Below are 13,580 nucleotides of genomic sequence, written 5' to 3'. Positions count from 1 at the left end.
TGACGAACGGCATTGCGGCCCGGCAACCTTACGCTGCCCTTTTATTTTGATGACAGATTCAACGCCCCAATCGGAACAGCGTTTTCGCCCAGCTCCGCCAGCCGAACCGCCGGACCGGGTTGAAAAGCGCCCATGATGTAGTGCGGCAAGTTGGATTCGACAGCCGCCCGCAACGGTTCGCCGGTCAGCGAAAGCCCACCCCCCAACACAATTACGTCGGGATGCAGCAAATGGACTACGTGCGACAGCCCAAAAGCCAGATCGTCGGCCAGTCGCTCGAAAATCTGGCCGGCGGTGGGGTCTCCCCGGTCGAAGGCTTCCCGTAGAAACCGGGCCTCCCCCGCCGTCGCCGAACCGACCAGTTGCTTTAGAATGGAATCGGAAGAAAGATCCGCGATGGCCCGCCGAATTTCCTGATCGACGGCCCAGCCCGAGCAAACCGACTCGACGGTTTTGCCGGATTTGTCCAGGCGGATGTGGCCAATTTCGGTTTCACCCGGCGGAACCCCGTGGTAGATGTTACCATCAATCACCATCCCACCCCCGACGCCACTGCCCAGGGTGACGTAGAAAACCTGCCGGAACTGGCGCCCGGCCCCGTGCAGGGCCTCGCCCAATGCCGCCACGTTGGCGTCGTTTTCCACCCGGACCGGCGCGGCTGCCGTCCGTTCACGCAACCAGGCCGTCAGGTTCAGCCCCGACCAGCCCGCGATCTGGTGGGAGGTGGCAATCTGACCGGTGTGCGTATCCACCGGGCCACCAAACCCGACGCCGACGGTTTCCAATGGCTCGGTAACCTGCCGAATGGCTTCGTCTATTTGTCTTAAGATACCGTTAGCGCCCTGCGCCTTGTCAACCGGGTAGCGAAAATGTTGTTGGATGGTGGTGCCCGTGCCCGTTACAACCTGAAGTTTCGTACCGCCAATTTCAATACCAAGATTCATTATAATAAGTGGATACCCGATCCGTCGCGCCAAAGTAAAAAAGAAAAACGGTAGGACAAGTATCTTTCTGAAAGATCCGGTTCATTTTGGCGGTTTGATCCGGCAAGGCGCGTCTGGCGCTTCTTAATTCAGGTGAAAAGGTTGCTTTTCGTGGTTAACCATTTTCGAGTTATAGATCAGCCCCAGCACCACCAGACCAATAACAATGGCAACGCCAATCTGTAGAGAAGAAAGAAGGTTGAATTGAGAAGATTCGCTTTGCGATTCTTTCATCAGGCTCCGCCCAACAGTCGATTGAATACGGGTTAAGGCATTCAGACACTGGATGGATTCCTGAAACATGGCGGCCCCGCGCCCATTGAACAAGGCGCTCCCGGCGGCTTTCTGTCCGGTCTGGCTCAACCGCAGAATCCTGGCTTCCAATACCGTATAGGCTTTTACCCGGTCTTTAAACGTATGCAGATTCTTGGCCTCTTCGGCCACCAGAAACGTTTTTTCCACATCGCTAAGCAATGAATCAATGGCGTGGTCCTGCTTTTGCAGCTGTTGACTCACCTGAGCCAGCGTCAAATCCGTATCCGAAAGCAGGTATTTTTCCAGTGAAAGCCGTTTGGTGTACAGATTTTCGCTTAGATAAACCATGTCAACCGCGGGGATAAGCCGGTCCTGATAAATGGATGAGAACGATGTATTGATGTGTTTTATCGCATTTTTAGAAAGAAACGAACACAACACAACGAGCGCCATAATGCTGGTTAACAAAACGGCGGCTTTTAATTTTTGCTGAATAATAAACGACCACTTCATAGACTATAGCTTGCTGACACCCAGAAAGAAAGCTTCTTTCTCCTTTTTGTAGAAGAACAAAAATAAACATATTCTCCGACGTTTGAACCCAAATAGTATGTAGAATTGCGGAAGCCGGAACATTGCTCCGATACCTGCCATTTCCGTTTCAGACGCTGGCCTTCGGAGTGCGGATTTTTTACTTACGTCCTTGAAGTCGCTGCATTGGTGTGGTTCTTTTCCGTGTCCGTATGAAACTGTTCGCCCTGTTTTTTTTATTCCTGAGTATCTGCGCCCTGGTTATCCTGAAAATTGCCGCAATGCCCAGCTATTATCTAACTCCGGACTCGCATTATTACTTGCAGGCGGCAACGAATCTGCTGAACGATTTTTCGTACCAAATTCATTTTAAAGGGCAAAACCGTTACTGCGCGATCTGGCCAATTGGCTATCCGGGTTTGATTGCGGCAGGCTCCTGGCTTAGTTCGCTTTCGCCGTACTGGTCGGCCAAAACCGTCAATCTGCTGGCGGTGGGCGGTTGTTTCCTCCTCGTCTGGCGAGAATTTAAAGACCGTGCTTTTCTGATAACGCTGGCCTTGTGCAGTCCGTCTCTGCTTCAGCTTTACGCCAACACCTGGTCGGAAACGGCTTTTCTGTTTGGCCTGGTGGGGTTTGTTATCGCCGTTGCCAAACCCGCCGTTGCCTGGTGGGTACTTGTGCTTTGGGGAAGCTTTCTTTTTCTGGTCCGGTACATCGGTGGTTTTGTCGTCATCGAGTTGCTTCTCTTGACGGGGTATCAGCGATTTCGGCAACAACCCTTCCGGCGCGAACTCTACGCGCTGACCAGTCTTCTGGTGGTTATGCTGGCTTACTTTGCCAACAATTACCACCAGACCGGCACGTTTTCCGGCGGGCACGGCTACCCACTTGAAGAGCCGCTGGCCCAACGAATTGCGGTCGGGTTGCAGGGAATTGCGCAGGAAACGCTGGCGTGGTTTCGCGACTGGGACCTAAAGAACCCTTCGCTGCCGCCCCCGGTTCGCTGGTTTATTCTGATGGTGTCTGCGGTGCAGGGGGTAGTGCTTCTGCTCCTGATCTACCGCCTGATCCGGGCGCTGAAACAGGTTGGTACGGTGAAGCCGCTCCACCGAGCAACCGCATTCTTTCTCCTGACCGGAGCCGTTTATGTCACAGTGATGGTTGTTATTTACCTGACCGATGTGTCGATTGAAGACCTGCGTTTCCGGCGGCTGGCCCCGGCTTCGTTTCTTTTCACGACTGGCCTCCTGATCGGGCTGACCGACGATTCGAACCGGGCCGTCTTGGCGCGGATTAAATTTCCCTTGGTTGCCTTCTGCCTCCTGGCCATGCTTCATGCCCTTCCCAAGACGTACTTGTTCCTGCGCTTATTCTGACTGCTGGAGCTTCATTAGTTTTTGTACGGCGGGCGGTATGGCGGGCTCCTCACCCCGCAGGCGCATCACGGCGAGTTCTTTCATCTTCGATTCAAAGACGATGTCCACCTCCTTGCCGTAGGTGTTGACGGTCGAATAAAGCCAGTCGGCGTGGGCTTCGCGCCGGGCAGACGGGTTTTCGCGGTTTTGGCGGGAGTCGGAATAATGGAAAACCGGGCGCACATCCCAGGTGTTGTAAGCCATCAGAAAGGCTTCTTCTTCGGTCTGGCTACCGGGGTTGAGCGAGTGGTGGAAATAATCAAAGACAATAGGAATGCCCACGGCTTCGTGAAGCGGCCGCAAATCGGCTACAGAATATAGGTTCTGCCGATCGTCGTTTTCCACCGTCAGACGCGCCCGCAGGTTTTCGGACAGCAGTTTAAAATTCTGGGCAAACCGAGCCAGCGACGCAGCCTTGTCGCCGTAGGTGCCGCCGACGTGAATATTGATTTTGTTCCAGTGCGACGGTTTTAGCCCCATCAGGTCGAACAGTTCCGACTGGTATTCCAGATCGATCAGGGTATTGTCCAGCACCTTGCCCTGTCCGGCCAGTTGATTGAACGGACCCGGATGCGTGGTCAGGCGGATGGGCCGTCGACCGATTTCTTCCAGCGTGGCCCGGATGGCCGGAAAGTCCGGCAGGTTCATAATCCGGTATTCCGACGCCCAGGGAAACAGGTCCGACGAGATACGAAACAAGCGAAAACCGTGTTGCAGGTTCCAGTCGACAATGGTTAACAAGTCCTGTACGTTCTTCAGGGCCAGTTCGGAGGCATACGCCAGACCGCGCTCCAGAAACGTCTTCTTGATCATCCCCCGGTTGGTGGTGATCTTCTGCGCCTGTAAACTCAGATTGATACAGGCATATCCCATGTTGACTGGTGACGACATCATAACGGTCTAACCGAAAATCAGCCCCGGCGGTTTTGCGAATATTAGTTTCGTTGGCCTGCACCGCAACCCGTCCGACCCGAAAGCCGTTTCCCAGGATCAAGTCGTTGCTGGTTTCTACCCGGGCCGGTGGTGAATCCGGATGTACCCAAACCAGCCCCCGGCTTCTGTCCGGTCTTATTGGGCTTATCCCCAGACGGGGCCATATCCTTGTTTTTGATTCCAAACAGAAACCGGAGTCGAGCGCGCCGAGTAGTTTAAAAAATCGTTATCCATATGAACGTCACGTTGAAAGTCTGGCGGCAGAAAAACAGCCAGTCACCCGGCAAACTCGTAGAATACCACGTAAAGGATTTGTCTCCTGATATGTCCTTTCTGGAGATGTTTGACGTCCTGAACCAGGATTTGATCCACCGGGGTGAAGATCCGGTCGTCTTTGATCACGATTGTCGCGAGGGCATCTGCGGCTCCTGCGCGATGTTTATCGACGGCCGGGCGCACGGTCCGCAAACCGGCGGAGCCACCTGTCTGCTGCACATGCGCAGTTTTGCCGACGGCAGCACCATTGTGGTCGAACCCTGGCGGGCGCGGGCCTTTCCCGTCATCAAGGACCTGGCCGTCGACCGGTCTGCTTTTGACCGGATTGTTCAGGCGGGCGGGTACATTTCCGTCAATACCGGGGCCGCCCCCGACGCCAATGAAATACCGATTCCCCGCGAAAAACAGGAGCAGTCGATGGACGCAGCCGCCTGCATTGCCTGCGGAGCCTGCGTTGCGGCCTGCAAAAATGCCTCGGCGATGCTGTTCACGGCCGCCCAGGTTTCCAAATTCGCCGTACTGCCGCAGGGTGAGCCCGAACGCCAGCTCCGGGTTGAGCGAATGGTCGCCCAGATGGATGCCGAAGGGTTCGGGGCCTGTTCGTTCATTGGTGCCTGCTCGGTGGAATGCCCGGCTTCCATTTCGCTGGACCACATCACCCGGCTCAACCGGGAATACATCGGTGCTAAATTGACTTCCAATAACGTGTAAACGGGGCCCGAGAGCCCTTGAAAGTATATGATTAACAGTAAGGCTACTCCCAAAGGCAAGTTGATTCCAATTGGCGGTAGTGAATCGAAAGATCAGGGTGATAACGAATCCTCCAGCGAACTCCGGCAGTCTAACTTCTTTGAATCCGGTATTCTATCTGAATTTTTGCAGGAGGTTAAGGGCAACGACTCCCGAATTGAAGTCATACCGGCGGCCTCGGAAATTCCCGACGAAATGGGTAAAGGATACCTGAAAGCGTTTCACCAGTTGGGGTGCAAAAACGTACACGTCATGCCCATCGACTCCTACGAAGACGCTGACCGCGGAGAAAATCTTAGCCGGATCATGAAGGCGGACGGGGTGTTATTTACGGGCGGCAGCCAAAACCAGCTGATTGAAAAGTTGCTCGACACCCAGCTCATCCAGCGAATCCAGGAGCGTTACATGAACGACAATTTCGTCATTGCCGGTACAAGCGCCGGGGCCATGGCCATGGCCCGGCTAGCCATTAAGGAAGGCAAAGGGGGCGAGTCGCTCATCAAGGGCATGATGGAAACCGAAAAAGGGCTTTCTTTTTTACCCAATGCCATTATCGACACGCACTTTATGCAACGCAGTCGGTTCCCCCGCCTGACCGAAGCGCTGCTGCGGAATCCCGGGATGATTGGTATTGGGCTTTGCATCGACTCCGGCGTTGTGATTTCGCAGGGGAATATGATGCGGGCCATCGGCTCCGGCGGAGTTTTTATTATTGATGCCGATGAAGTCGGGGAAACCAACTACCATGAGGTTCCCGAGCTTGAGCCGGTGTACCTCAACAACCTGCGCGTAACGATTCTGGCCCGGGGGGCCTCCTACTTCCTGAAAGAACGTTCTTTTGCCAAAACGTCCGAGGTTGACGTGGCCGAAAACAATAAATAAGCGGACGCGTCAGCCGTTACTTTACAAAAAATGAACGGAACCGATACCCTGGCTCCGTTCATTTCATTCACCAACTCATTGTCTGATCGCACGGGGTTTCTCCCACCGGAAACCGCATAAACCATTGGCCCCGCCGAGTTACTTATCGCCCGGCTTCTGCGGACGTTTCGTTTTTTTATCGTTCCCTGCACCAGCCGCCGATGGGGCTTTTGAACGCTGGTCCCGGCTCTGCTGGCCGGCATTGCTGGTAGCCGTCGAGTTGGTCTGGTTGCGGGTGCCGACGGTGAGTTCCCCGTCCGGTGTCGTAAACTGCGTTCCCGCTCCCTGTTTGCCGCTCGTACCGGCAGTCTGCCCTCCTCCACCGGGTATTTTCCCGGTCGGTTTCTGGCTTTGATCTTTAGAACCCGGGTTTAAACCAACAGATCCGCTGGTTTGACCGCTTGCGCTGGCCCCCAGTGCCTGCTGGCTGGGAGAACTACTGCTTGAAGTAGTCTGGGCCTGCACCTGAAGGGCCGTCATTCCTACGATCACCGCGGCCGCTAATACGTTCCTTTTCATCGCTCTGGTTGACTACAGTTTATACTGGTAAATAAGCTGATTAACTCGTATTCAAGGCAAAAAGCCTGTCCGGGTGAGCATCAATGAGGATTCGGTCTACTCCTTTTTAAAGGCAGCGTTCGGGATTCTGGCTCTACGCACCGGGTGGACCAAAAGCTAATTTGAAAGACGGGATTCTTGCCAGATACCGGCCAAACGAGTTCCCATTCTACAGTGTAGGGTTTCCTTAAACAACCAATCAGTGCTATGTACAACACCATTTTAAAATCAACCATTCAGATAAAGAAGTATTGGGCCTTATTGCCTCTTTGCGGATTGCTGGCCTGTGGTGACACGACTGGAGGAGCCACCGGTGATACGGGCGGGGGCGACCGCCGGGTCGAAGACTTGGGTCGGCTGGTCAGCGGTAGTCGGCGAATGAGCGAATACTACCAGTACAGCCTCCCCTGCGATTACATCAATCAATCGTCACTGGTGGCCATGTTCGGTTTGGAAGAAGGGGCCGAACTTACCTGGACCGACTCCGAGGCCGGGTGTGAAGTTTCCGTCAACAATAAAAAGCTGGTTCTTCTTTCGACCACCAGCCCGCGGCCCTTCGAATCGGTTTTCCACGCCGAATATTATTTTGACCGGCTTTATGACCCCTCGGCCCTGGACAACCGGGGACGGAAACAGTTTTATACGGGACCGGAACCGGAAGGCACCGGCGCCGAGAGTCCGTCGGGCGGGGTAGGTAATCCGGCCACGGGCAATCAGGCTGCGGTTGCCGGAGCCCCGACCGACTCCACCCAGGTCCACTCCGAACCCGGTGTCCCCCCAAACGCACAGCTTGACGATAATGACGAAATGAGGTCGGGGAGTCAGCCGGTTCCGGGCGCCTGGGAAAAAGCCGTCTGGAACCCAAAAACCCGCACCCTGCACATCCTGAATCTGGAACACGTCTTTCATGTCACGGTCAATCACGGCCCCACCCTCAAGGCTGATAGCCTGCACGCAGCTCAGTTGGGCTCGTTGCTGGTTAAGCAGGTGGACGTTGAAACCGACCGGGGGGAAGACCCCATTTACTGATCCTTTGGACTGAATAAACTTAACGCATCCCTAACAACTTACGTCAATTGCTATGAAAACAATGCAGGATTTAATGCAGCACATGGTCCAGGATCTGTACTCGGCGGAAACGCAGGCGCTCGACGCCATGACCGAACTAGCCGAACGGGCGACGAGTCAGGAGCTGCGGCAGGCCTTCGAGGTGCACCAGCGCGAAACGGAGCAGCAGGTCCAACGCCTGGAACAGATCGCTCAGCAACTGGGAGTTGAGCCGGAGGGGGAAACGTGCCTGGCCATGCAGGGGCTCATCGACGAAGCCCAGGACCTGCTGGAGCAGTTAGAGGACGACCAACTGGCCGATGCCGCCATTATCGGGGCAGCCCAGAAAATGGAACACTACGAAATTGCCGCCTACGGAACGGCCCGCACCCTGGCCCAACAGGCCGGTCAGGATCAAATTGCCGAACTGTTTCAGCAGACGCTGGATGAGGAAAAAGCGACGGATGAAAAACTGACGGTCCTTGCCACCAGCCAGGCCAATCAGAAAGCCGTACAGTCCTGATATACCCGGAGGCAGATGGATGCGCTTTTTTCAGGGAGCCCATCCATCTGCCTTTTTTTATTCAACTCTGAACCAAGCTTTTTCTACTTATGCGTCTGCTTCCAACCCGAATTCACGGCATAATAGATTACATTGCCGGGACTTTTATCGCTATTTCGCCCTGGGTTTTTCGCTTCGCCAACCGCGGCCCCGAGCAGTGGGTCCCCGTGGTGTTAGGGGTCATGGCTATTATTTACTCCATTTTTACCGATTACGAATGGGGCCTTATCCGGCGGCTACCCATGTCGGCGCATCTTACGATGGATGTGCTGAGTGGCGTAGTTCTGGCGGCTTCGCCCTGGTTGTTCGGCTTCGCCGAGCATGTTTACCTGCCCCATGTCATTTTGGGGGTATTCGAGATCGGAGCCGGTTTAATGACTCAGCGGACACCGTACGCTACCCGATAAAACCGTATCTTTAACCAAAGACGGTTTTCACAATTTCTTGTTTCTATGGAGGTAAAGCACCCTAATACGAGTTTTTCGGCCAGTCGCTCTGAGGCCGCTGAACCGGTCAACCAACTTCCCAGAGCGGTTTTGCGACCGAACGATTACCTATTATTGGACGGTGAATGGCGTTTCGCCCTCGACCCCGACGACCGGGGAATCCAGGATCAGTGGTGTCTGGGTCATTCCTACGCCGTAACGGCCCACTGGCCCGGATCCGTGGAAGAACACATCGCTCAGGCCCATGAGCACGTGGACTCAACCGGCTGGCAGGACAACGTGGTGGCCTGGTACGAACGGGAATTTACCATTCCCTCCCGCAGTGAATCCCCGGCCCGGTCGATGATCCAGCTCACCTTCGGTGCCTGCGGATATGAAACCCGCGTCTGGCTCAACGGTCACCCGCTCCGGACCATTGAAGACGAAGAAGCGCATTTTGGGGAATACACTTCCTTTTCCTACGAATTACCCGAGGAATACCTGCGGCCGGTCAACCGGCTGACCGTGCGCATTGCCGACACCATGGACGCCGAAATTCCGCGGGGCAAGCAGGAATCTCACGTCTATAAACGGGGTGGCATCTGGTACCATACCTACACGGGTGCCGTGCGCAGCGTGTGGCTGGAAACCGTCGAGCGGAACCGGCTGCGTTCGCGTGTGGGGGTGGTGAGCATCGTGGAAGACCAGCTCGTGCGGTTTAGCGTAACCACCCGGATTCACGATCCGGGCGATTATGTGCTGCGGTTGCAGGTCTTTGCACCCGGCGCAACAACCCCACTGGCCACCTCCGATTATCCGCTGCGCCTGAATGTGGGGCAAAAGCAGCAGCGCGTTGTGCTCGATCTGGACAATGCCGAACTCTGGTCGCCCGAAAATCCCGTCCGCTACAAACTGGTGGCCCAACTCATCGATCAGGAGGGGTACGCGGCTCAGATCGAAACCCATTTCGGCCTGCGAAAAATTGAAGCCCGCGGCCGGTACATCTACCTCAACAACGAGCCCATCTATCTGGACGGTATTCTGTATCAGCCCGGTACGGCCACCTTTGAAGAGATGCAGCAGCACATGCGGGCGATGAAAGAGCTGGGTTGCAACCTGGTGCGCGTGCACATTGCCGGAGTTGACCCGCGCATTTACAACCTGGCCGACGAACTCGGACTGCTGTTGTGGGTGGAAGTACCCAGCACGCACGTTTCCACCGCCCGCAGCCGCGAAAATCACCGCGCGGAACTGCTGCGGATGGTGGCCCTGATCGGTACGCATCCTTCGGTGGTGATCTGGAGCCTGTACAACGAAGACTGGGGCGCGCAGGACGTTGCTACCAATCCACAGACGCGCCAGTACATCATGGATATGTACCACTACATGCAACTGGCATATCCCCAGTTTCTGGTGGTTGATAACGACGGCTGGCAGCATGTTTCTTTCGAAGGAAGGCTGAAGTCCGATCTGCTGACAGCCCACCTGTACACACCGGATCTGACGCGCTGGAAAGAACTCCTCAACCGGCTTTCGGCGGGCGAACTTTCGGGCGTCGCGGTTTTGCCGCTGGTGGTCGGCGACCCGTTTTTTTACCGGCGACAAGTGCCCTTTGTGATCAGTGAGTGGGGTGGTTTCGGGTTTGCCGATTACGGCGGCCCCGCCGATTCGACCGAACGGACCACCCGGATTCAACAGTTCAAAGAGGCTCTGCGGCAACACGACATTGCGGGGGATATTTACACCCAGGCCACGAACATCGAAGACGAACGCAACGGGCTGATTGATCCCAAAACCGGTGAGCTAAGCGTCCCGGCTGGCTTGCTGAACTCCCGGGATGCTTACCCAGCCAGGATGAGCCAGAAGACCAAACCGTCAGGTACCTCTGGCCCGCCAACCGAATCGTGACCCGGTTGGCAAAACAAAATTCAGGGACAGTTTTTAGTGGATGACGAATAGCATGGGCAAACGCATTCGCAGACTGATAGGCTGGCTGGCCGGAACAATTGCCCTCCTGTTGCTTACCGGGCTGGGGTATCTTGCCTGGCGCAGTTCCGGCCAAACCACCCCAATCACCGGCCCAAACGGGGAGCCACAGCCGCAAAGCATCGCCGAATGGACCCCGGTGACCGTCAACGGTACCCGGCAATGGCTGCTCATTCGCGGACAGGACCGCACCAAACCCGTGCTGCTGTTTCTGCACGGGGGCCCCGGCTTGCCCGAACTATCGCTGCTGACGGGGCATGAACTGGAAAAACGCTTTGTGGTGGTCAACTGGGACCAGCGAGGTTCCGGGAAGTCTTATGCAGCCGAGGTATTCCAACATCAGCCCGGCGGGTTGCCCTTCACGGTGGAGACGCTGGTGAACGATGCGGCCGAAGTCAGTCGTTACCTGTCCCGGCGGTTTGGTCAGCCCAAAATTTACGTGCTGGCCCATTCCTGGGGGACGCTCCTGGGCGTGCTGACCGTCAAACAACACCCCGAACTGTTTCGGGCGTTGTTTTGCATCAGCCAGATTGCCCGGCAACTGGAGGCCGAACAGGTTTCGTATGATTGGGTACTGCAACAGGCCCGCCAGCACGGAAACGACCGCCAGGTCGATAAACTGTTGCGTCAGGGCCGCCCGCCCTATCCGCCGGATGCCTGGCTGGATTACCTGACCTGGCAGCGGGAACTGGTCGCGCGCTACGGTGGTGGCATGTACCGGGGCCACTTCTTCCCCCTGTTTATCCGGAGTATTTTGCAGAGCCGGGAGTATACCCTAGCCGATAAAATTCGGTATGCACGGGGTGCGCGGGAATCCGTCCGGTATTTGTGGCCCGCCGTGGTGAACATCGATTTATCGACGACGGCTCCCGAGTTGAAGGTTCCCTACGTTCTGTTTCAGGGGGTGCACGACTACCAGACGCCGTATGTCATTGCCCGGCGGTATTTCAACCAGCTTCAGGCACCCCGAAAACAACTGTTTACATTTGCCAACTCCGCCCACAGCCCCATATTCGAAGAACCCGAACGGTTTATGCACTGCCTGAACACCGCTCTGGCATCCATACAGGCAAAATAGACCCGTCCGTAACCGTTTGACCCGGAGCGCACAGTTCACTGTTCATTAAAAAGTCGGCAGACCGACCGGCCCTGCTTGGCCAATCCGTCTGCCGACTTTTCACGTTCTGACTCGAATTACCTAGTCGTTGTCTTTATCGTTTCGGCTCACCAGCATATAAACCGTCAGGGCGGCAGCCGCTCCAATCAGAACTTTTCGGGCGAGCCCTTTCGGATTGTGTTGCCACTGCGCTTTCCAGCCTCTTTCGGCGAAAAAGTTCGGCACGTGCCCCTGCCTGATGTCATCAATGATGCCTTCCACGGCGTTGACGCGGTCGGCAAGCAGCAACGGCAGCCAGTGGCCGTACTCCGACTCGCTGAATTTAAACGCATACCGGCGGATGGACCCGCTCAAGCCGGACGGGGGGGAAGACGTGCCAAAAACGGCACTCACGTTTGGCCGCTCAATGGAGCGAAGCACCTCGGTATCAACCGGCTGCTGGGTAGGCCGCTCCCAGCTGTACCCCGTTTGCTCGTCGTCCGTCCGGTGTTTGAGGGGGTACGTCGGGTCGTTTTTCGGATCGGCGTCGATGCCCCAACCCTTTATGTGAGCGTATTTCTGAGCCAGATCGGCGGTAGGATCTTTTACTGGGTTTTCCATAGTTTAAATTCGGGCTGATGGTGGAATAAGAATGGGTTTGATGCAATTGTCCAGCTTATCGGAGAAAATCCGGTACGCATCGGCGGCATCTTCCAGCGGAATGCGGTGGGTGATCATCGCTTTGGGATTCAGCACCCCGTTCTGGATGTGTTCGATCAGCCGGGGCAGCAGCCGCTTGACCGATGCCTGATTGGCCCGGATGGTCAGGCCTTTGTTGACCACGTTGCCAATCGGCACCAGGTTATCCGTCGGACCGTACACCCCAACGATGGAAACGATACCGCCTTTTTTGACCGAGTTGATTGCCCAGTGCAAGGCCGTCGCCGAACCCGCCTGAAGCAGCGTTTTGCGGCCCGTAATCGTTTGCAGTGCACTACCAGCGGCCTCGGCCCCCACGGCATCAATCACCACATCCGCCCCCATCCAGTCCGTGGTTTTCTTGACAAACACGACCGGATCGTCCATCTCCTTGAAGTTGTACGCTTCGCAGGGGGCGTAATTACGCACAAACTCCAGCCGGTAATCATACTGGTCGATAACAATGACCCGTCCGGCCCCAAACAGCCAGGAACACCGGGCGGCCATGATTCCAACCGGACCCGCTCCAAAAACAACCACGGTATCACCGGGCTGAATACCCCCCATTTCGGCGGCCTGGTAACCCGTCGGCACCACGTCCGTCAGCAAAACGGCATCATCCGGGTCCATGCCCGGCGGAATCACGGTCGGGCCGACGTTGGCGTAGGGCACCCGAACGAATTCGGCCTGTCCGCCGTCGAAGCCGCCAGCCGTGTGGGAATAGCCAAAAATACCGCCCACCGCCGTAGCCTGCGGATTGGACTCGTGGCAGTTGCCGTACAGTCCCTGCCGGCAGAAGTGACACTTTCCGCAGGCAATGTTGAACGGCACAATAACGTGATCACCCACTTTTATTTTGTGAACCTCGGGGCCAATTTCCTCAACAATCCCGATAAATTCGTGTCCAAACGTCATGCCAACCCGGGTGTCGGGCACGTTGCCATTGTACAGGTGCAAATCCGAACCGCAAATGCAGGATCGGGTCACCCGGACAATCGCATCTTCCGGATGCTTTATTTCGGGCATGGGTTTTTGACTGACGCGGACGCGTTGGGGTCCGCGATAATTCATAGCTAACATACGGTTATCGGTTTTTGTCTACTGACCAAAAGCAGCTCATCAGTAGCGGAACTCCGACCACAG

At 55.9% G+C, this 13,580-nt stretch carries 14 protein-coding genes; 8 read left to right on the top strand and 6 right to left on the bottom strand.

Going from position 1 to position 13,580, the window contains the following annotated elements:
• Window positions 1–41: 41 nt before the first annotated feature.
• Window positions 42–944 carry an ROK family protein gene (locus tag OQ371_RS16975; protein ID WP_265989371.1) on the bottom strand — a complete coding sequence of 301 codons (903 nt, stop codon included), beginning with the start codon at window positions 942–944 and terminating at the stop codon, window positions 42–44.
• A 123-nt stretch (window positions 945–1,067) separates the two neighbouring features.
• Entirely contained in the window at window positions 1,068–1,751 is a 684-nt protein-coding gene (locus OQ371_RS16970) for an MCP four helix bundle domain-containing protein (protein ID WP_265989370.1), read from the bottom strand.
• 230 nt (window positions 1,752–1,981) lie between these two features.
• Here OQ371_RS16970 and OQ371_RS16965 point away from each other — a divergent pair, with 230 nt between their 5' ends.
• Window positions 1,982–3,145: a hypothetical protein gene (locus tag OQ371_RS16965; protein WP_265989369.1), complete on the top strand. Its 1,164-nt coding sequence runs from the start codon at window positions 1,982–1,984 to the stop codon at window positions 3,143–3,145.
• Here OQ371_RS16965 and uvsE read toward each other — a convergent pair.
• Complete coding sequence (gene uvsE, locus OQ371_RS16960) at window positions 3,137–4,078, bottom strand: UV DNA damage repair endonuclease UvsE (RefSeq protein ID WP_265989368.1); 942 nt, start codon at window positions 4,076–4,078, stop codon at window positions 3,137–3,139. The genes OQ371_RS16965 and uvsE overlap by 9 nt on opposite strands.
• A 273-nt stretch (window positions 4,079–4,351) precedes the next feature.
• Here uvsE and OQ371_RS16955 point away from each other — a divergent pair, with 273 nt between their 5' ends.
• Complete coding sequence (locus tag OQ371_RS16955) at window positions 4,352–5,104, top strand: succinate dehydrogenase/fumarate reductase iron-sulfur subunit (RefSeq protein ID WP_265989367.1); 753 nt, start codon at window positions 4,352–4,354, stop codon at window positions 5,102–5,104.
• Window positions 5,105–5,131: 27 nt separating this feature from the next.
• Window positions 5,132–6,025 (top strand): cyanophycinase, encoded by an 894-nt coding sequence (locus OQ371_RS16950; RefSeq protein ID WP_265989366.1) that lies wholly within the window; start codon window positions 5,132–5,134, stop codon window positions 6,023–6,025.
• 138 nt (window positions 6,026–6,163) lie between these two features.
• Here the strand turns inward: OQ371_RS16950 and OQ371_RS16945 are convergent, their stop codons facing one another.
• Window positions 6,164–6,583: a hypothetical protein gene (locus tag OQ371_RS16945; RefSeq protein ID WP_265989365.1), complete on the bottom strand. Its 420-nt coding sequence runs from the start codon at window positions 6,581–6,583 to the stop codon at window positions 6,164–6,166.
• Between the two features lie 246 nt (window positions 6,584–6,829).
• Between OQ371_RS16945 and OQ371_RS16940 the strand changes: the two genes are divergently transcribed.
• The 5 genes from OQ371_RS16940 (at window position 6,830) to OQ371_RS16920 (ending at window position 11,720) form a co-directional block, all read left to right on the top strand.
• Window positions 6,830–7,651, top strand: a complete 822-nt coding sequence (locus tag OQ371_RS16940; protein WP_265989364.1) for a hypothetical protein — start codon at window positions 6,830–6,832, stop codon at window positions 7,649–7,651.
• A gap of 52 nt (window positions 7,652–7,703) precedes the next feature.
• A complete protein-coding gene (locus OQ371_RS16935) occupies window positions 7,704–8,192 on the top strand; it encodes a ferritin-like domain-containing protein (protein WP_265989363.1) in 489 nt (162 codons plus the stop codon).
• Window positions 8,193–8,281: 89 nt separating this feature from the next.
• Window positions 8,282–8,638, top strand: coding sequence for an SPW repeat domain-containing protein (locus OQ371_RS16930; protein WP_265989362.1), 357 nt, complete (start codon window positions 8,282–8,284; stop codon window positions 8,636–8,638).
• Between the two features lie 45 nt (window positions 8,639–8,683).
• On the top strand, window positions 8,684–10,564 hold the full coding sequence (locus OQ371_RS16925; protein WP_265989361.1) for a glycoside hydrolase family 2 protein: 1,881 nt from the start codon (window positions 8,684–8,686) through the stop codon (window positions 10,562–10,564).
• Between the two features lie 52 nt (window positions 10,565–10,616).
• The gene (locus OQ371_RS16920; RefSeq protein ID WP_265989360.1) at window positions 10,617–11,720 is read left to right on the top strand and encodes an alpha/beta fold hydrolase; all 1,104 of its coding nucleotides are present in this window, start codon (window positions 10,617–10,619) and stop codon (window positions 11,718–11,720) included.
• Window positions 11,721–11,840: 120 nt separating this feature from the next.
• Here OQ371_RS16920 and OQ371_RS16915 read toward each other — a convergent pair whose 3' ends face one another.
• Both OQ371_RS16915 and OQ371_RS16910 read right to left on the bottom strand, forming a co-directional pair.
• Window positions 11,841–12,359 (bottom strand): hypothetical protein, encoded by a 519-nt coding sequence (locus OQ371_RS16915; protein ID WP_265989359.1) that lies wholly within the window; start codon window positions 12,357–12,359, stop codon window positions 11,841–11,843.
• A 3-nt stretch (window positions 12,360–12,362) separates the two neighbouring features.
• Window positions 12,363–13,517 (bottom strand): zinc-dependent alcohol dehydrogenase, encoded by a 1,155-nt coding sequence (locus OQ371_RS16910; RefSeq protein WP_265989358.1) that lies wholly within the window; start codon window positions 13,515–13,517, stop codon window positions 12,363–12,365.
• Window positions 13,518–13,580 lie beyond the last annotated feature (63 nt).

It is taken from the genome of Larkinella insperata (assembly GCF_026248825.1).
Lineage (GTDB): Bacteria > Bacteroidota > Bacteroidia > Cytophagales > Spirosomataceae > Larkinella > Larkinella insperata.
This window is presented reverse-complemented; position numbering and strand designations above follow the sequence as displayed.